The sequence below is a fragment of the Paracoccus sp. AK26 genome (assembly GCF_011801365.1).
Lineage (GTDB): Bacteria > Pseudomonadota > Alphaproteobacteria > Rhodobacterales > Rhodobacteraceae > Paracoccus > Paracoccus aerius.
In genome coordinates this window covers 1,692,101-1,710,848 of the sequence record NZ_CP041041.1, presented here as the reverse complement: position 1 = coordinate 1,710,848, position 18,748 = coordinate 1,692,101, and the positions used below count along the sequence as shown (strand labels likewise).

Annotated in this window: 17 protein-coding genes, 1 tRNA gene and 1 pseudogene; 12 read left to right on the top strand and 7 right to left on the bottom strand. The window is 63.7% G+C overall.

Translation table 11 applies throughout. The annotated features are described in order from the left end of the window. The first annotated feature begins 68 nt into the window (after positions 1 to 68). Positions 69 to 808: pseudogene (locus FIU66_RS08430) on the top strand (alpha/beta hydrolase). After that, entirely contained in the window at positions 795 to 1,748 is a 954-nt protein-coding gene (locus tag FIU66_RS08425; RefSeq protein ID WP_167622289.1) for a carboxylesterase, read from the top strand. The pseudogene FIU66_RS08430 and the gene FIU66_RS08425 overlap by 14 nt, the downstream one beginning before the upstream one ends. Before the next feature lie 41 nt (positions 1,749 to 1,789). On the opposite strand, the gene phaZ is transcribed toward FIU66_RS08425, so the two are convergent. Further along, a complete protein-coding gene (gene phaZ / locus FIU66_RS08420) occupies positions 1,790 to 3,097 on the bottom strand; it encodes a polyhydroxyalkanoate depolymerase (protein WP_370528958.1) in 1,308 nt (435 codons plus the stop codon). 418 nt (positions 3,098 to 3,515) lie between these two features. On the opposite strand from phaZ, the gene phaC reads away from it, so the two are divergent. The 6 genes from phaC (at position 3,516) to FIU66_RS08390 (ending at position 9,241) form a co-directional block, all read left to right on the top strand. Beyond that, positions 3,516 to 5,300, top strand: a complete 1,785-nt coding sequence (gene phaC, locus FIU66_RS08415; protein WP_167623443.1) for a class I poly(R)-hydroxyalkanoic acid synthase — start codon at positions 3,516 to 3,518, stop codon at positions 5,298 to 5,300. Between the two features lie 184 nt (positions 5,301 to 5,484). Further along, the gene (locus FIU66_RS08410; protein WP_167622288.1) at positions 5,485 to 5,946 is read left to right on the top strand and encodes a Phasin; all 462 of its coding nucleotides are present in this window, start codon (positions 5,485 to 5,487) and stop codon (positions 5,944 to 5,946) included. Between the two features lie 146 nt (positions 5,947 to 6,092). After that, complete coding sequence (gene phaR / locus FIU66_RS08405) at positions 6,093 to 6,713, top strand: polyhydroxyalkanoate synthesis repressor PhaR (protein WP_167623442.1); 621 nt, start codon at positions 6,093 to 6,095, stop codon at positions 6,711 to 6,713. A gap of 38 nt (positions 6,714 to 6,751) precedes the next feature. Then, positions 6,752 to 6,841, top strand: a tRNA-Ser gene (locus FIU66_RS08400). Positions 6,842 to 7,523: 682 nt separating this feature from the next. Beyond that, on the top strand, positions 7,524 to 8,855 hold the full coding sequence (locus tag FIU66_RS08395) for a sorbosone dehydrogenase family protein (RefSeq protein WP_167622287.1): 1,332 nt from the start codon (positions 7,524 to 7,526) through the stop codon (positions 8,853 to 8,855). 53 nt (positions 8,856 to 8,908) lie between these two features. Next, positions 8,909 to 9,241: a cytochrome c gene (locus tag FIU66_RS08390; RefSeq protein WP_167622286.1), complete on the top strand. Its 333-nt coding sequence runs from the start codon at positions 8,909 to 8,911 to the stop codon at positions 9,239 to 9,241. Between the two features lie 85 nt (positions 9,242 to 9,326). Here the strand turns inward: FIU66_RS08390 and FIU66_RS08385 are convergent, their stop codons facing one another. The 5 genes from FIU66_RS08385 to FIU66_RS08365 are packed head-to-tail and all read right to left on the bottom strand — an operon-like array spanning position 9,327 to position 14,085. Then, positions 9,327 to 9,485 carry a hypothetical protein gene (locus FIU66_RS08385; RefSeq protein WP_167622285.1) on the bottom strand — a complete coding sequence of 53 codons (159 nt, stop codon included), beginning with the start codon at positions 9,483 to 9,485 and terminating at the stop codon, positions 9,327 to 9,329. Further along, on the bottom strand, positions 9,478 to 10,851 hold the full coding sequence (locus FIU66_RS08380) for an amidase (protein WP_167622283.1): 1,374 nt from the start codon (positions 10,849 to 10,851) through the stop codon (positions 9,478 to 9,480). Before FIU66_RS08380 ends, FIU66_RS08385 begins: the two co-directional genes overlap by 8 nt. Beyond that, complete coding sequence (locus tag FIU66_RS08375; RefSeq protein WP_167622282.1) at positions 10,841 to 12,259, bottom strand: TRAP transporter large permease subunit; 1,419 nt, start codon at positions 12,257 to 12,259, stop codon at positions 10,841 to 10,843. Before FIU66_RS08375 ends, FIU66_RS08380 begins: the two co-directional genes overlap by 11 nt. A gap of 15 nt (positions 12,260 to 12,274) precedes the next feature. Further along, positions 12,275 to 12,892, bottom strand: coding sequence for a TRAP transporter small permease subunit (locus FIU66_RS08370; protein ID WP_167622280.1), 618 nt, complete (start codon positions 12,890 to 12,892; stop codon positions 12,275 to 12,277). Between the two features lie 50 nt (positions 12,893 to 12,942). Further along, positions 12,943 to 14,085 carry a TRAP transporter substrate-binding protein gene (locus FIU66_RS08365; RefSeq protein WP_167622278.1) on the bottom strand — a complete coding sequence of 381 codons (1,143 nt, stop codon included), beginning with the start codon at positions 14,083 to 14,085 and terminating at the stop codon, positions 12,943 to 12,945. Between the two features lie 242 nt (positions 14,086 to 14,327). Here FIU66_RS08365 and FIU66_RS08360 point away from each other — a divergent pair, with 242 nt between their 5' ends. The 3 genes from FIU66_RS08360 to FIU66_RS08350 all read left to right on the top strand — a co-directional run bounded on the left by FIU66_RS08360 (position 14,328) and on the right by FIU66_RS08350 (position 16,424). Further along, positions 14,328 to 14,567, top strand: a complete 240-nt coding sequence (locus tag FIU66_RS08360) for a hypothetical protein (protein ID WP_167622276.1) — start codon at positions 14,328 to 14,330, stop codon at positions 14,565 to 14,567. Next, entirely contained in the window at positions 14,560 to 15,075 is a 516-nt protein-coding gene (locus FIU66_RS08355) for an SH3 domain-containing protein (RefSeq protein ID WP_167622275.1), read from the top strand. Before FIU66_RS08360 ends, FIU66_RS08355 begins: the two co-directional genes overlap by 8 nt. Before the next feature lie 131 nt (positions 15,076 to 15,206). Further along, a complete protein-coding gene (locus tag FIU66_RS08350) occupies positions 15,207 to 16,424 on the top strand; it encodes an RtcB family protein (RefSeq protein WP_167622274.1) in 1,218 nt (405 codons plus the stop codon). Between the two features lie 220 nt (positions 16,425 to 16,644). On the opposite strand, the gene FIU66_RS08345 is transcribed toward FIU66_RS08350, so the two are convergent. Continuing rightward, complete coding sequence (locus tag FIU66_RS08345; protein ID WP_240544640.1) at positions 16,645 to 17,535, bottom strand: NAD(P)-dependent oxidoreductase; 891 nt, start codon at positions 17,533 to 17,535, stop codon at positions 16,645 to 16,647. Positions 17,536 to 17,821: 286 nt separating this feature from the next. Between FIU66_RS08345 and FIU66_RS08340 the strand changes: the two genes are divergently transcribed. Next, positions 17,822 to 18,715: an NAD(P)-dependent oxidoreductase gene (locus FIU66_RS08340; RefSeq protein WP_191311721.1), complete on the top strand. Its 894-nt coding sequence runs from the start codon at positions 17,822 to 17,824 to the stop codon at positions 18,713 to 18,715. The last annotated feature ends 33 nt before the right edge of the window (positions 18,716 to 18,748 follow it).

Sequence of the window (18,748 nt, the reverse complement as noted above, 5' to 3'; positions counted from 1 at the left end):
CGGTGCCCTCCATTGGACGCCGCCGGGAAAACTGTCAAGATAAGCGGCACGACAGCGACAGGTGGGACATGAGCGAATATCTGGAAACCCCGGGCGGGCGGCGCATCGCCTTTCAGCGCAGCAACGGGCGCGGCCCTGGCGTGGTCTTTCTGGGGGGTTCAAGTCCGACATGACAGGGACCAAGGCCGCCTGGCTGCATGACTGGGCGCGCGAACGAAACCGCGCCTTCCTGCGCTTCGATTATTCCGGGCATGGCGACAGCAGCGGTTGTTTCGAGGAAGGCAGCATCGGCGACTGGCTTGGGGACGCGCGCGACGTGATCCATGCGCTGACCGACGGGCCGCAGGTGCTGGTCGGATCGTCGATGGGCGGCTGGATCGCGCTGCTGCTGGCCCGTGCCATGCCGCAGCGGGTCGCGGGGCTGGTGACGATCGCGGCCGCGCCGGATTTCACCCAGCAGGGCTTCTGGGCCGGCTTCAACGATGCGCAGCGCGACACGATGATGCGTGCCGGCCGGGTCGAGCTTCCCAGCGACTATAGCGACCAGCCCTATGTCATCACCCGCCGCCTGATCGAGGACGGACGCGACCACCTGGTGATGAACCAACCCCTGCGGCTGCCGTTTCCGGTCCGGATGCTGCAGGGGACTGCAGACGAGGACGTGCCTGCCGACTGGGCGGTGCGGCTGCTGGATCATGCGACGGGCGGCGATATCCGGCTGACGCTGGTGAAGGGCGCGGATCACCGCTTTTCCACGCCGGAATGCCTGCAGTTGATCGCGGCGTCGATCGACGATGTTCTGGCATAGGGTTGCGCTTGGCCTGCTGTCGGCGCTTGCGCTGTTGTGGGTCTTCGGGCCCAGGGATCGGCTGCGGACGGACCAGGCAGCAGAGCCCGTGCCCGCCGACCTGCAGGCCTGGCTTGACGACCGCGAGGCGGGGATCGACGGGCAGCGTGCCACGGTCCTGCAATGGGCGGGACAAGAGGGAGAGGCGACCGAGGTCGCAATCCTTTATGTCCATGGCTTCTCGGCCAGCCCTGCCGAATTGCGGCCCTTGCCCGAACAGGTGGCCGTGCGCCTTGGGGCCAATCTTCTGGCGATCCGGCTGACAGGGCACGGGATGGACGGTCCGGCCCTTGCTGCGGCACGCGCGCAGGATTGGTGGCAGGACCTGGCGCAGGGGCTGGCGGCGGCCCGCCAGATGGGCCGGCGGGTGGTGGTGATGGGCATGTCGACCGGCGGCACGCTTGCAGCCCTGGCCGCGCGCGATCCGCAACTGGGCAGGGTGATGGACGGGGTGGTGCTGCTGTCGCCGAACTTCCGGCTGCGGGCGCGGCAAAGCTGGCTGCTGGACCTGCCCTTCGCCCGGCAGATCGTCGGCATGGCCGGTGATCCCGAACGGTGCTTCCCCACCCGCAACGACCTGCATCGCAGCCGCTGGACAAGCTGCTATCCCCTTTCCGCGACGCTGGCTGTGGGGGCGCTGCTGCGTCAGGCGCGGCGCGGCGACTATGGCGCCGCAACCGCGCCCGCCCTGTTCATCTGGTCGGACGACGACCGGATCGTGGACCATTCCGCATCCGCCAGGATTGCGTCGGGCTGGGGCGGCGGCGCGACGGTTCTGAAGCAGACGCCCGGCATCAACGACGACCCCGACGCCCACGTCATCGCGGGCGAGGCGCTGTCGCCCGACCTGACGCGTCAGCTTGTGCCCGCCATTGCCGACTGGATCGCGACCTTGCGCTGACCCGGGGGATCAGCGCATCTTGACCGCCTTGCGGGATCCTCTCAGATCGCGATCTTGCTGCTGTCCGCAAAGGGGTCGGTCGCGCCGCAATCGGCCGCCACACCGCCCCGGACCCGGTGCTTCCGGGGCTGGCCTGCCTCGGGCAGGTCGATGTTCTCGTCGATGAAGTCAAGAACCAGGGGGCGGATGTTCAGGCGCCAGGACTTGCCCGCGAAGATGCCGTAATGGCCCGCGCCCGGTTCCAGATGCTCTTTCTTGCGATCGGCGGGGACGCCGGTGCACAGATCCAGGGCCGCGACGCACTGGCCGGGGGCCGAGATGTCATCGTTCGCCCCTTCGACAGTCATGATCGCCACATCGGTGATCTTGCCGATGTCGACGCGGCGGCCGTTCACGACGAACTCGTTCCGGGCGATTTCCAGCTTCTTGAAGATACGGTCCACGGTCGAAAGATAGAACTCGGCCGTCATGTCCATCACGGCCAGGTATTCGTCGTAGAACTTGTAGTGCTTGTCGCCTTCGGACGCCGTGCCGCGGGCCTCGTTCCAGATCTTGTCGATGAAGGCGCGGGCATGGGTTTCGGCATTCATCGCGATGAACGAACTGAGCTGCGCGAGGCCCGGATAGACCATGCGGCCCGCGCCGCGATACTTGAAGCCGACGGACTGGATCACAAGATGCTCCAGCTCACCCATCGTCATGCGGTTGCCGAAGTCGGTCACCTCGGTCGCGGCGGCATCGGGATCGACCGGGCCGCCGATCAGGGTCAGGGTGCGGGGCTGGGCCGCGGGATCGTCCTCGGCCAAGATCGCGGTCGCGGCCAGGGCCAGGGGCGCGGGCTGGCAGACCGCGATCACGTTGGTATCGGGACCCAGGTGGCGCATGAAGTCCACAAGATACTGGGTATAATCCTCGATGTCGAACTTGCCCTCGCTGACGGGGATATCGCGGGCATTGTGCCAGTCGGTTACGTAAACCTCGCAATCGGGCAGCAGCGAGGTCACGGTCGAGCGCATCAGCGTGGCGTAATGGCCCGACATGGGCGCGATCAGCAGCACCTTGCGGGGCTGGGCGGCGCGGCGGGCGACGCGGAAATGGATCAGGTCGCCGAAGGGACGCTTCATCACCGGCTCGACATAGACGATGTGGTCCTGCCCCTGGTCGCCGGCGATGGGGGGGATTTCCCAATCCGGCTTGATGACCATGCGGGCATAGCTGCGCTCGGTTACGCGGCCCCAGGCGCTCATCAGCTTGAAGATGGGGTGGGGGTTCAGTGCAAAGATCGGATAGGACGCGATCGCGCGGGCCGATGCCCCCATCCACTCGTTCGTGTTCCGAATGGTCTCCATCGCATCATAAGACACGATGCCCTTGATACCCTTGATCGCCACGGGGGCCATCCTTTCGTTGCTGCGTCACGACGAACGCTGTGCTGCGGCAGAAGGGTCCGAAACCCCTGTTTGCGCATCTGCCGCCCTGCGCATATCATTGTCCGGGTAATAGGGGGGAACCGGGATCATGGCAAGAACTGCAGGATCTGGCGGCAAGAACGTTGCCGGCAAAGGTCGGAAAGCGGGCACAGGCGAGGAGGAAGCCCGGCCTGCAGGCAAGAAGCCCACCGGAACAAGAACAAAGGCCGTCCCGTCCCCCAGGCCACAGGTCGAAGCAACGCAGGGGGCAGAGCAGGACGCCGTCGCTTCGCCCCCTTTGCAAAAGGACGCCCAGCCGATGCCCGATTCGACGGACCGGGGCCGCGCGCCCCAGGCCATGGCCGAGGCGCTGGCCAGGGGTTCCTCGGGCGCGACGGCGCGAAAGCTGGCCGAGAATATCGAACGGATCGAGGCCTTGGGCCAACGTCTGATGGCCGCGCTGTCGTCCCGGCCACGGTTCAATCCGGGGATCGAGGCACCCGGTCCGGACCTGTTCCTGACGGCTGCCAGTGCCTGGGCCAAGACGCTGTCCGAACAGCCGGGCCGCGTCCTGGAAAACCAGGTGAACTACTGGGGCGAGACCCTGAAGAACTATGCCGATGCCCAAAGGGCCATCGCCCTGGGCCAGGTCCAGCCGGCAGAAGACGACGCGGGATCGGACAAGCGGTTCGGCCATCCCCTGTGGCAAAGCCACCCTTATTTCAACTTCGTCAAGCGGCAGTACCTGATCAACGCCAAGGCCCTGAAGGACGCGGCCGGCAATCTGAAGCTGTCCGACGACGTCGCGCGCCGCCGCATCACCTGGCTGACCGACCAGATGGTCGACATGATGGCGCCCACGAACTTCCTGGCCACGAACCCCGACGCCCTTGAGCGCGCCGTCCAGACCGAGGGGGAAAGCCTTGTCCGCGGCCTCGAGAACCTGGTCCGCGATGTCGAACGGAATGGCGGCGACTTCGTCGTGTCGCTGGCGGACCGCGAGGCTTTCTCGGTGGGCGAGAATATCGGCACGTCGGAAGGCGTGGTCGTCGACCGGACACCGCTTTACGAGTTGATCCAGTACAAGCCCGCCACCGACAAGGTGTTCGAAACGCCCCTGCTGATCTTTCCGCCCTGGATCAACAAGTTCTACATCCTTGACCTCAAGCCGCAGAACAGCCTCATCAAGTGGCTGCTGGAACAGGGCCACACGCTGTTCGTGGTCAGCTGGAAGAACCCCGACTCTTCCTATGCCGATGTGGGGATGGAGGAGTATGTCGCAGCCTATCTCGAGGCGATGGACAAGGTCCGCGACCTGACTGCGCAGCCCCGCCTGAACGTGGTCGGCTATTGCATCGCGGGCACCACGCTGTCGCTGACGCTGGCACTGCTGAAACAGCGCGGCGACGATCGCGTGAAATCGGCCACCCTTTTCACGACCCTGACCGACTTCTCGGACCAAGGCGAGTTCGTCAGCTTCCTCCAGGACGATTTCGTCAACGGCATTGCCGAAGAGGTCAGCCGCCACGGCCTGCTGCGCGCGCAGTTGATGTCGCGCACCATGAGTTTCCTGCGGCCGAACGACCTGGTCTGGGGCCCAGCGATCCGCAGCTACATGATGGGAGAAGAGCCCCCCGCCTTCGACCTGCTGTTCTGGAACGGCGACAGCACCAATCTGCCCGGCAAGATGGCGATGCAGTATCTGCGCGGCCTTTGCCAGCAGAACGCCTTCGCGACCGAGGGTTTCGACCTGATGGGCCACAAGCTGCACCTGTCCGACGTGACCGTGCCGGTCTGCGCCATCGCCTGCGAAACCGATCATATCGCGCCCTGGAAGGACTGCTGGCGCGGGGTGGCCGGCATGGGGTCCAAGGACAAGACGTTCATCCTGTCCGAATCGGGCCATATCGCGGGCATAGTCAATCCGCCGACCAAGAAGAAATACGGCCATTACATCGGCAGCAGCGATTTCGGCGGCGGATACCAGGCCTGGAAGGAATCAGCCAGCTTCGCCCCCGGAACATGGTGGACCCATTGGGCCGATTGGCTGGCGGAAAGGGCAGGGAGGATGGTCCCGGCGCGCAGCCCCGGCGATGGCCTGGGGCCTGCGCCCGGAACCTATGTCCACGAAAGGGCGGCGTGAAAAGCGGCTAATCAAAGGCTTGGCGGAATTAAGCCATAGGGCACGCGGTTTTTCTGCGGCGCAGCATAAAATACTTGAAATGCCGCGCCGCAGCATTCATATTCCAGTCACGAGAATGGTTCTAGCTGCGGAAAGCTCTTTCACTAAAGGTTCCCTTCCGCCGCGCTGACAGGAGTGACTGACAATGGCGAAGACCCCCGATTTTGCAAAGACCTTCCAGGACATGATGGCCAATTTCCCGATCGACACCTCGTCGTTCCAGGAAGCGTTCAAGTCGCAGGGCATGATGGGCGAAAAGCTGGCCCGCGTTGCGCTGACCGCGGCCGAGCGTTCGACCGAGATCTCGGCCCAGTGGGCCAAGGACACGCTGGCCCGCATGGGCGAACTGGCCGTCGTCAAGCACGAGCCTTCGGATTACGCCAAGTCGATGACCGACTTCGCTTCCGCTTCCGCTGAAGTCGCGGCCGAGCATATGGCCGCCTTTGCCGAAGTCGCGAAGAAGGTCCAGATGGACACCGTCGACCTGATGCTGACCGCTGGCAAGGACGTGGCCGCCGACGCCCGCAACGTCGCCGAAACCGTCGTGCGCGACAACCAGGCTGCCGTGAAGAAAGCCGCCGCCGCGACCACCGTCGCCGCGAAGTAATCGCGCTTTAGGACCGGATCGAGAAAAGGGGCCACGGCCCCTTTTTTCATGTCTGCGCGCCATGTCCTTGGCAGGTGCAGAAAATTGCTTTGCCTTTTGCGGTTGCAGCACCCATCATGACGGAAACCGAAAGCCCGGGGTCCGTCATGGCCGCAGCCTCTACGCCGCTTCTGATCAAACGCTATGCCAGCCGGCGCCTTTATAACACCGAAACAAGCGATTACGTCACGCTCGAGGATATCGCCTCCTTTATCCGCGACGGGCGAGAGGTCAAGATCGTCGACCTGAAGTCGGGCGATGACCTGACGCGGCAATACCTTCTGCAGATCATCGCCGAACACGAGGGCCGGGGCGAAAACGTCCTGCCCATCGACGTCCTGACCGACCTGGTGCGCAGCTATGCCACAAGCGCCCATTCGGTAGTCCCGCAGTTCCTGGCCGCCAGCTTCGAGATGCTGCGCGAAAGCCAGTCGAAGCTGATGGAGAACATGGCCGTCATGCCCAACCCCATGACCCGCGTCCCCGGCTTTGACGCCATGCACCGCCAGCAGCAGGCCTTTCTCAAGGCGATGCTGGGCGGCTGGACCGGCACATCCGGCCCCGAACCCGAGGAACTGGAGGGCAGCGCCGCATCACCCGAAGGCACGCCGGCGCGCAAGACGGATCCCAAGCGACGCCCCGCCGCTGCCCCTGAGGAAGGCACCGAGGACATGGCCGAAATCCGGCGCCAACTTGCCGAACTTCAGCAGCGTATTTCAAAGCTCTGACTTGCACAGCGCGCGGACAGCGGTTAGACCGCGCCCACGGACAGTTGGCCGAGTGGTCGAAGGCGCACGCCTGGAAAGTGTGTAGGCGGGGAACCGTCTCGAGGGTTCGAATCCCTCACTGTCCGCCATCACCTTCATGAGTTTCTCTCTACTCGGCTTCGGCCGGATGTTGGAAAGACTGGATGGTTTTGAGCCTGCTCTCCGATCACGGCACAGGGGAGTGTCAGTTGGCTGTCCTTCACCCTGAAGAAAATGACTGCGAAGAAACGGTGGCCGGCTTCCAAGGCTATTAGGGTATAATCGATCTTTAGGCTGACTGATTGTGTCAAACCACGTCCCTCTGGACCTCCCGCAGGTCATTAACACCCATGTCCAGGTTGAGGTTGATGTAATTTCACGTCCATCTGTACCACTGCATTATCTGCCGACACATGCCCCGTTCAGATACGGAGGTGTAACCAGCGATGACGCCCATGGCATAACGACCTGCTTGGGCAGCAACCAAGAAGGGCGTCGCTGACTTTCGGCTTCGCAGAACGCCGCAATTTTCCTGCACCTATGCTCCTCCAACACCGCCCCCAGACTAACCTATCCGATAGGCATCATTTGGTCTGATCACTTGAACAAGCCTGTTGAAAAGCCCAGGCAATCAATGATTATCCATGCTCAGGCACCGACGAGCCTGTGCGAGGCCAGCCTTGCGGCGTCGTCCTTGGCAGTCGGGTCGGCCCTGACCGACCTGTTCCTGTGCCCTTGGAGGGAAGGGCGCTTGATCTTGCCTGAAAATGGGACTGCATAAGGGAGGAGACAATGAGACGTACAGGACTTTGCGGACTGCTTCTGACGACTGCTGTTGCCACGCCCATCTTCGCTCAGGACAACCTGGAAACGCTGCAGGGAATGCAGCGCACCGACGCCACCTTCACCCGCGTCGAACAGACCGGCCCGACTGCCGAGGCGCTGAAGGCCATCGTGCCCCATATCAACCTGCCCGACGGCTTCGAGGCCAGCCTCTACGCGGTGGTGCCCGATGCCCGGTCCATGGCGGTCGCGCCGCAAGGCACGGTGGTCTTCGTGGGCACCCGCAAGGACAAGGTCTGGTCCGTCGTGGACCGGGACCGCGACCGGGTTGCCGACGAGGTGATGGATTTCGCGCCGTCCCTGACCTTCGACATCCCCAACGGGCCGTGCTTCTCGCCCGACGGGTTTCTCTATATCGCCGAACGGAACCGCGTTCTTTCCTTCCCGGCCGCCGAGTTCTTCTTTGAGGGGCCGGACCCTGCCGTGGGCACCGTCGTCGCCAAGGGCGATCTGATCCCGGCCGAGGAGGAAAGCTTCAACCATACCGCCCGGGTCTGTCGCGTCGGTCCGGACGGCAAGCTGTATATCTCGCTGGGCCAGCCCTACAACGTGCAGCCACGCGAAAAGCTGGAAAGCTATGACGAGATCGGCATCGGCGGGATCATCCGCATGAATACCGACGGCACGGGGCGCGAGGTCTATACCCGTGGCGTCCGCAACTCGGTCGGTCATGACTTCAATCCGGCTACGGGCGAACTGTGGTTCACCGACAACCAGGTGGACGGCCTAGGGGACGACATCCCGCCGGGCGAGCTGAATCGCCAGACGGAAGCCGGGCAGCATTTCGGCTTTCCCTGGACCAATGCCAGCGTCGAGATCGCCGAATACAAGGACGTGCCCAGGCCCGAGGGCGTCGAGTTCGTCGAGCCGCAGGTCGAGATGGACGCCCATGCCGCCGATCTGGGCATGAGGTTCTATATCGGTAACTCCTTCCCCGAGGAGTATCGCGGCGGCATCTTCTCGGCCCAGCACGGCAGCTGGAACCGGACCACGCCTGTGGGCGCACGGATCATGTTCACCCGACTGGACGCCGACGGCAACGCCGCGGGTACTGAGGTGTTCGCCGACGGCTGGCTGGACGAGCAGACTGGCGAATACCGGGGCCGTCCCATGGATGTCGCGTTCTTGCGTGACGGCTCGATGCTGGTCTCGGACGATTTCGCCGGGGCGATCTGGCGGATCGCCTATGTCGGCGGCGGATCGTCGGACGGGGCCATGACGCCGGCTGCTGCACCCGAGGCCGATGCGGCAGAGGATGCCGGCGCCGCGCCTGCCAACTAGGTCCATCCGGGGCGGCCATCCGCCCCGGAGTCCCATCAGGAAAGCTGCAAATCATGAAATCACGTTTCGGCGCGGCCCTTGTCGCCGCGTTCAGTCTGGGCGCGGGTGCCGCTGCCGCGCAGACTGCTGATCCCGCCGCTGCCGCAAGCCTGACGCAGACATGCCGCGTCTGCCATGGGCTTGACGGCGTGGGGACCAACCCGATGATCCCCAATATCGGCGGGCAAAGCGCGGAATACCTGTCCAAGCAGTTGCAGGACTTTCGTGCGGGGCGACGCGAGGACCCTCAGATGAGCATCATCGCAAGCGACCTGACCGACGAGGAGATCAAGGCCCTGGCGGACTGGTACGCCTCGATCACGGCAACTTACCAGCTTCCGGAGTGATGCGCCAACGGTGACGGCCGCGTATCCTGCCCGATCCGATCAGCAGCCCGTCAGGCAACTGGGACCGATGGCTGAGTGCGGCCAGTCACTTTCCCCGCGCCGGGGCGAAGAAATCCCAGGCGGCCAGCCCTACGGACAGAAGAAGCACCGCGCCAAGATCGATGCGCGGAACGTGCCACAGAAGGATGCCCAGGAAAACGACAAGCGCGGCAAAAGCCAGGACCTTGGGGATAAGATCAGACATCGTGTTCTCCTGTGGCATGGCGGTCTGCTGACGCGGACCTGTGATGCAGCCAGCGGGCGGTCCGCAGCAGGCGACCGTCCTCGCCCCGGCGGCCGACAAGCTGAAGGCCCATCGGCATCCCGGCCGTATCGGTGAACAGGGGCAGCGTCACGGCGGGATGGCCCGTGAAGGTGAAAAGGCCGTTGAAGATCGAATCGCCGGTGCTGTGCAGGCCTTGGGGCGCGGGACCAGGCGCTGCGGGAACCAGGATGGCGTCGCAGCGGGTCAATATCTCGTCGAGGCCCGCGGCCAGGACGCCCCGCGTCTCGAGCGAGGCCAGGTAATCCGGCGCACTGACGGTCCGGCCCCGCTCGATGGCGTCGCGGGTCTGCGGCGACAGCCGATCCCAGCCCCTTGACGCATAGCCGCGATAATGATGGGCCATCTCGACATCGTTGATCCGGCCACGTGTTGCGGCCGCGTCATTGAACAGGCGGGGCAGAGGGGTGGACCATGCCTGCTCGCCCAGCCGTTCGACCAGATCGGCCATGGCGTTGCGCAGATCGGGATGCGCGTCGGAAAAGCCGGGCAGGTCGACAAAGGCGAATGTCGGGACCACGGGCACATCTGCCATCGTCGTTGCCAGCAGCGCGGGGGGCGGCATCGGCTGCGCTTGGGGATCTGCGGGATCGGTGCCCATCAGCACCTCGGCCAGCAAGGCCGCGGCTTCGACATCGCGGGCAAAGACGCCGACTGTGTCAAGGCTGGGCGACTGGGTCAGGATGCCCCGGCGCGGGATTGCGCCGAAGCTGGGCTTGAAGCCTACGCAGCCGCAGAACGACGCGGGCCGGATGACCGACCCCCCGGTCTGCGTGCCGACGGCAAGCGGCGCCATGCCCGCCGCGACGGCCGCCGCCGATCCCGCAGAGGAACCGCCCGGCGTGTGTTCGGGATTGGCAGGATTCCGGGTTGCGGAGGGATGGAGGAACTGCAGTTCGGTCGTGGTGGTCTTGCCCAGCACCAGCCCGCCCGCGGCGCGCAGCCGGGCCACGACGGTCGCGTCGGCCGCAGGCATCCGGCCCCCGGCGAGCACGGTCCCGTTCTCGGTCGGGATGCCCTTGGTGTCGATCACGTCCTTCAGGCCGATGGGAAGCCCATGCAGCGGCCCGATGGGACGGCCCGATTGCCGATGGCGATCCGCCTGTTCCGCCTGTGCCCGAAGGAAGCCGGGATCGAACCAGGCGAAGGCGCCGACATGGGGCTCGACCTCGGCGATGCGGGCGATCAGCGCGTCGGCCAGCTCGGTCGCGCGCAGCGCGCCGCTTGCCAGCCAGTCGCGCAGCGTGACGACGGGCAGGGCAAGGATGTCCTGTGGACTAGTTGCCATAGACCGCCTCTGGCAGTGTGAAGACCAGGCCGGGGAAAACATAGACCATCAGCATCGAAAGGATGACCATGAACAGGAAGGGCATGACCCCCTTGAAGATATGGGTCAGCTTGACCTCGGACGGTGCGATGCCCTTGAGGTAATATGCCGACATGGCCATGGGGGGCGTCAGGAACGAGGTTTGCAGGTTCAGTGCCACGAGGATGCCGAAGAACAGCGGGTCGATCCCGAACTGGGGCAGCAGCGGCAGGAAGATCGGAACGAAGATGATGATGATCTCGGACCATTCCAGCGGCCAGCCCAACAGGAAGATGATGACCTGCGCCAGCAGCAGAAAGGCGATCGGCGAAAGGTCCAGGCTGCCGACGAACTCGGAGATCACCTGCTCGCCCCCGAGATACGAGAAGACGGCCGAGAAGGTATAGCTGCCGACGAACAGCCAGCACACCATCGCGGTTGTCCTGACGGTCAGATACACCGACTCGCGCAGGCGGTCGAAGCGCAGTGCGCGATAGCCCGCGGCGAGCACCAGCCCGCCGAGCGCGCCGATCGAGGCGGCCTCGGTCGGGGTCGCAAGGCCGAACAGGATCGAGCCGAGCACCGCAAGGATCAGGATCGACAAGGGAAAGAAGGACTTGAGCAGCATCAGGAAGACGGCGCCGCGCGGCATGTCCGGCACGTCCTCCTTGCTCAGCTTCGGCGCGACCGAGGGCTGGAGGATCGACCTGCCGATCACGTAGATCAGGTAGAGGCCGACAAGCAGCAGCCCCGGCAGCATCGCGGCGGCGTAAAGCCGGACGATCGACACCCCCGAGGAGGCCGCGTAGACGATCAGCATGATCGACGGCGGGATCAGGATGCCCAGCGTTCCGCCGGCGCAGATGATGCCTGATGCGAAGCTGGGCTCATAGCGGGCCTTCAGCATGGCCGGCAGCGCCAGAAGGCCCATGAGGGTGACGACCGCGCCCACGATCCCCGTCGCGGTGGCGAACAGCGCGCAGGTGATCAGCGCCGCGACCCCCATCGAACCCGGGACGTTGCGCGCCGCGATGGCAAGCGAGCCGAAGAGCTTGTCGACGATGTTCGCCCGCTCGACGATGTAGCCCATGAACAGGAAAAGGGGGATCGCGGTCAGGACCTCGTTGGACATGACCGTGTAGGTCTGGTTCACGAACAGGTCGAAGATCCGGTTGTTGAAGAACCCTTCAAGCCAGGTCGTCGTGCTTGTCCAGCCGTCGGCGTCCTCGGTCAGGCGGTTGTAGCTGCGCCACATGCGGCTGGGGTCATAGTAGGCGTAGTAGCCGAACCCGATGCCCAGGGCCATCAGGGTGAAGGCGATGGGAAAGCCCAGAAAGACGAACAGAATGAAGACGCCCAGCATCGTCAGGGCGATTTGCGGATCGGTCACGTTCGGTTTCTCCTGTCAGCGAACCGCTCCGCCCTGCGGCGGGTCGATGTGGTCGGGGTGGTGCAGGATTTCCTCGCCATGCTCTTGGGCAAGCAGGACTTCGGTTTCCTGGACATCGGGTGCGGGTTCCAGCCAGACGCCGGTGCGGATCGCGATGATGCAGCGGAAGACCTGCGCAATGCCCTGCAGGAACAGCAGGACGCCTGCCAGAACAAGGATCGTCTTGAACTGATAGATGGGAATGCCCGCCGGACTGGAGGAGCTGACCTCACCGTATCCGATCGAGCGCGAGGCATATTTCCACCCGGCAAAGATCAGCGCGGTGATGCCGGGAAAGAAGAAAAGGATATACAGGACCAGGTCCAGGGCACCCTGGACGCGCACGGGCCACAGCCGGTAGACGAAGTCACCCCGCACATGGCCGCCGCGCGACAAAGTGTAGGCGCCGCCCACCATGAACAGCGTGCCATACATCATGTAGGACAGTTCATAGGCCCAGGGGGTCGGGCTGTTGAACAGATATCGGACGATGACCTCGTAGCTCATGCCGATTGTCATCAGCATGACGAGCCAGCCGAAGGATTTGCCGAACCAGCCGGACAGTCGGTCGGCAAAGTCTATGTAGCGCAGCATCTGGACTGTTCCCGTTCAGGGGCGGGGCAGCCACTGCCCCGCCGGATGTGTCAGAGGCTGATCTTGTTCGGGAAGTAGTGCTGGTAGGCGCGGGTGTAATCTGGGGCGTTCATCAGCTCGTAATAGGTCACGCGTTCGACCCATTGACGCTGGCTGTCCAGGATCCGCTTCATCAGGTCGTCGGATTCCAGTTGCGGGATCAACTGGTCCCAGGCATCGATCTGCGCCTGCTGGACATCGGCAGGGGTCCGGTGAACGACCACGCCGTTTTCAGCCGTCAGCTTTTGCAGGTCCGATGAATAGTTGTCCAAGGCAAAGGCGGTGTTCGCGGTCGAGACGGCCTCGACCCCATGGCGCAGGATCGCCTGGAGGTCGGGTTCCAGATCCTCGAGGAAGTCGCGGTTGAACAGGAACTCGAAGGTTTCCTGCGCCTGGTGATACGAGGCGAGGTAATAGTTCTTCGCCACGTCCTGCGCGCCAAAGCGCATGTCCGAGGACGGGTTGTTGAACTCGAAGGCGTCGATCACGCCGCGTTCCATTGCCGGGACGATTTCGCCGCCGGGCAACTGCGCCACCGACATCCCCATCGACTGCATGACATCCGCGGCAAGGCCCACCGTGCGGTATTTCATGCCCTGGATGTCGGACAGGGCCGTGACCTCGTTCTTGAACCAGCCGAAGGGCTGCGCGGGCATCGGGAAGGCCATCAGCCCGACCACGTTCATGCCCATCACATCCTGCAGAAGCTCGCGGAAGAACTCCTCTCCGCCGCCGGCGTAGAACCAGGACAGCATCGTGGTGGGCGACCCGCCGAACATAGGGCCCGTGCCGAACAGCGATGCCGCCTTGTTCTTGCCATACCAATAGGCGGACACCGAATGGCTCGCATCCAGCACGCCATCGTTCACGGCGTCGATCACCTGGAAAGCGCCGACCACGGCGCCTGCGGGCAGCAGGTCGATCTTCAGCCGGCCGCCGGACATCGCCTCGACACGCTCGACGTAATGTTGGGCCATCGTCTGCCAGATGTCGGACGCGGGCCAGGACGTCTGCATCTTCATGACAAGCGGCGCTTGGGCAAGCACTGCCGGCGCCGCGAGAAGCGAGCCTGTCGCGGCTGCGCCTCCGCCGATGACGCCCGTTTTCAGGAATGAACGGCGGTTGACCTTCGCCCGGCTTTCCTTGGCTGGCATTCTATCCTCCCTGATTTTGTATTGTTCCCCGCGATCAGTGTAACTGCATTCAGAGACTTGACGACAATCATTTTTCTGTCTGCATCTTTAGTATTAACCTGCGCGACACCTGTGCAATCCGTTGTCAAAAGCCAGGCGTTCGAGATTAGGAAATGGGGACATGACTGGGTTTATTGGGGCCAGGTGACGCAGCAGGCGCCCTGTCCATGAACCCCCGGTCCGGCGGCACAAGGCCCGGGTTGATGATGGCGCCGCCCCCGGCACCCGCGACGGGCGGTCTCGGCTATTCACCCATACCTGCTTTCTGGGCCACATTTGCCGCACGTATCGCAGCGCTGCTTGTTGGCTTCATGTGTCGAAGCCAGGCCGAGGCCGCCTGTCGCGCCGGCAATGACAAGGATTCGCTGGGCCAGCGGCTTGACGATGCCTGTGCTCGGGTCGAGAAGCTCGGGTTCCCACTGCACGAGGCCAACCATGCTTAGACTTGCCCTGCCGCTCGCCGCTCTTGTTCTTTCTTTCGCCACCGCCACCGCCACCGCCACGCCATCGGCCGCGGACCCTGTCGTAAAGGGCGCAGAGCATTGCGTCGTGAACGTCCGCGCCGACGACCGGCTGAACCTCAGGGCCGAACCGGTTGCGGGTGCCGCAATCCGCGACCGTCTTGCCTATGGCTCTTGCGGGGTCATGGTGACTGCTGCCTGCGAGGGCTCGTGGTGTCCGGTCGAGGACGGACATCATGCCGGCTGGGTGCATCGGCATTATATCGCGGCACTGCCCGAGGCGGAGTTCTGCTTCACGGCGGCGGCGAACCGCGACGGGCGGAGCCTTCGCGCATGGCCGTCAGAGAAATCACGCGTTCTGGCCGAGTTTCCGAACACGCAATGCGGCATCCGACCGCTTCCTTACGCGGTGGAGGATTGGCAGAAGGTCCGCGTGGAGGGATGGGAGGGCTGGCTGTCCCGGCCGGCACTGGCCCATACGGGGGACTGATGACCGTTGCCGATCCCCGGCCCCTTGCCGCGCCAGGATACTGGCACCAAAAGCGGTGCTTGTCGCGGGTTCTGGAACCGGACACCTCCTGAGAACGCTGAAACACCAGCACCACGGCAGGAGCGGCAGGCATGACCGTCAGGGTTTTCGGTGAGGCGGACAAGGCAACGCTGGCACAGGCCGAGCGTTGCGCCGTCGAGGCTGAGGCGATGCTGCTGATGGCAGACAACCACAAGGGCTACGGGATGCCTGTCGGCGGCGTCGCGGTCTACAAGGACAAGGTTCCCCCTGCCGGTGTGGGCTTCGACATTGCCTGCGGGAACAAGGCTGTCTTGACGAACCTCAGACTGGGGGACATCGAAGGCCGCCTGTCGAGCCTCGCCGACCAGATCTTTGCAAGCCTTTCCTTCGGCGTCGGACGCAAGAACGCCACACCTGTCGTTCACCATGTTTTCGAGGATCCGGCCTGGGATGAGGTCGGGTTCCTCAGAAGCCATCCTGATCTCAAGAAAAAGGCACTGGAACAGCTGGGGACGATCGGCTCGGGCAACCATTACGTTGACGTCTTTGCCGACGAGGCCGATCGCATCTGGGTCGGGGCGCATTTCGGCTCGCGCGGGTTGGGGCACGCCATCGCCACGCATTTCATGAAGCGTGCCGGCGACAATCCGAACATCGTGGACGAGACGCCGCATACGCTGGAAACCGATAGCCGTCACGGGCGCGACTACATCAGGGCGATGCGGCTGGCCGGCGATTATGCCTATGCCGGTCGCGACTGGGTCTGCGAGACGGTGGTCGGCATCCTGGGCGGCACGATCATCGAGGAAGTGCACAACCACCACAACTTCGCCTGGCACGAGACCCATGGCGGAGAGAGTTTTTGGGTCGTCCGGAAAGGCGCCACACCGGCTTTCCCGGGACAGCGCAGCTTCATCGGATCCTCGATGGGCGATGTCTCGGTCATCGTCGAAGGCGTGGACAGCGATCTTTCGCGGGTGGCCTTCTACTCGACCATCCATGGTGCGGGCCGGATCATGTCGCGGACAAAGGCCGCTGGCAAGCGGCGCAAGCGCGTTGTCGAAGAGAAGCAGCCCAACGGCAAGATGAAGAAGATCACCCAGTGGTATACCGAAGGGGGCGCGGTGGATTTCGAGGCGGTGCGGCTCAGGATCGCCCAGGCAGGAACGCATCTGCGCGGCGCCGGGGCCGATGAGGCGCCGGAAGTCTACAAGAAGCTTGGCGATGTGCTTGCCCACCATGGCAGCACCGTCAAAATCATCCACATGCTCAGGCCGCTGATCGTCTGCATGGCCGGAGGGGATGAGTTCGACCCTTACAAGGACTAGGCGATGCGGTTTCCTGCAATCCTGCCGCCTTAGGCCTGCGGAACAGGGAAAAGAGATCTCGCTGTCAGGCAAGCATCCTCAACACCTTCGGACCACCAAGGCGCTGTTCTCACTGAAGCACCTGATGGCAAAGCGAAAGCAGCGCGTCGGCGCGCGATGTTTCGACGCGCCAGCGTCCATGACGCCCCCACCACAAGGATAATGGGGGCGCGGGTGGCATTCAAAGACCGTTGGCTTTGGCAACGAAGTCAGACAGATGCGGCACATAGTCTTCCGGGCCGTCGCCCCCTGTAGCCATCGCCAGCGCAAAGGAGTTCTTCACGGCGCTGGCCATGGGCGTGGCGACCACGGAACCGTTTGCCATGGATTCGACATAGCGCATGTCCTTGTAGGCATTTCCCAAGGTGAACTTGTGCGCCTCGCGGTTGCCATGCAGCGCATAATCCATGAACGTCTGGTAAAAGCCGCAATCCATCCGGCCGCCCCGGATGACCTTGTCGAATTCGGCCACTGGAATGCCGACTTTGCGCGACAGGGCCAGCGCCTCGGAATAAAGCGCGGCATAGCCCAGGGACAGGAAGTTGTTCAAAAGCTTCATCTTGTGGCCATCGCCAACCGCGCCCACATGCACGATCTTGCCAGCCCAGGTGGCGATGATCGGCTGCACCCGCGCAAAGGCGGTGTCGCTGGCCCCCACCATGCAATCAAGCGTTCCGGCCCAAGCCTCTTTCGGGGTGCGCGACAGGGGCGCGTCGATGAAATCCACGCGGATCTCGGCCAGTTCCGCCGCCAGGCGCAGAGTGACGGTCGGGTCAGAGGTTGAGCAATCCACCACCGCCGCACCCGGTGCCAGACCGGGCTTCAGTGCCGCCACCGCGGCCGCAACCTCGGGCGAGCCGGTCAGGCACATGAAAATCACGGTGCAATTGCGCGCAAGGTCTTCAAGCGATGCAGCTTCGACGGCACCACGCGACACCAGATCATCGACCGCTGCGCGTTTGCGGTGCGCCACGACAGTCAGCGGATAGCCCTTTTCGACGATGTTCTTTGCCATGCCGTGGCCCATCAGGCCAAGTCCGACAAAACCAACCTTTTCTTGCGTCATAGTCATTCTCCGGGTGTGTCAAAAACATTGATGCGGCAGCGCGGATCGGCGATCTGGTCGGGCGTCGGCAAGCGCAGCGCATGATCCTGCAGCAACGCAAACAGCATGTCGATCCTTGTAGTGCCGTCGGATTTGCTGGAAGTGCTTGCTGTTGGCGGCCGGGTGGTGGTGCTGGAAGACGGGCGCATCACCAGGGCGTTTTCTTGCGCGAATGCCCCTTAGGGACCGGGTGACGCTGGTCGCGACGGATCAAGCAGGACAATGGAACGGATCAAGGGAATCGGAAAGCATCATGACCAAACGCATCATCTTCACTGGCGGCACCGGCAAGGCCGGTCGCCATGCCGTGCCCCATCTGCTGGCGAAGGGCTACAAGATCCTGAACGTCGATCTCAAGCCGCTCGACCTTCCGGGGGTGAACACGCTGATCGCCGACATCACCGACAGCGGCCAGGTCTTCAACGCCCTCACCACCCATTTCGGCTTTGATGGGTTTGATGACGGCGCGCCGCCGAAGGCCCCCGACGCCGTCGTGCATTTCGCGGCCGTGCCGCGCGTGATGATCAACCCGGACAATACCACATTCGCGCAGAACACCGTGGGCACCTACAACGTGCTGGAAGCGGCGATGAAGCTGGGCGTGCGCAAGGTGATCTTTGCCAGTTCGGAAACCACCTACGGCGTCTGCTTTGCCGAAGGTGACAAGGATTATCATTCCTTCCCGCTGGAGGAAGATTACGACATCGATCCGATGGACAGCTATGGCCTGTCGAAGGTGGTGAACGAAAAGACCGGCCGTGCCTTCGCGATGCGCTACGGTGCCGATGTCTACGGCCTGCGGATCGGCAACGTCATCGAACCGCATGAATACGCCAACTTCCCCGGCTACCTGGCCGACCCGATGAGCCGCAAGCGCAACGCATGGAGCTATATCGACGCACGCGATCTGGGCGAGATCGTGCATCTTTGCCTGCAAAAGGACGGGCTGGGCTATCAGGTGTTCAACGCCGTGAATGACACCATCACCGCCACCATGCCGACGGCAGAGTTCTTGGCGAAATACGCGCCGAATACGCCAATCACCCGGCCGATGGGCAAGGACGAAGCTCCGCTTTCCAATCGCAAGATCCGCGAAGTGCTGGGATTTCGTGAAGCGCATCCGTGGCGGAACTACGTGAAGGTTTGATCTGACCGGCCGGGGCGTTGCTGTCGTGATGCC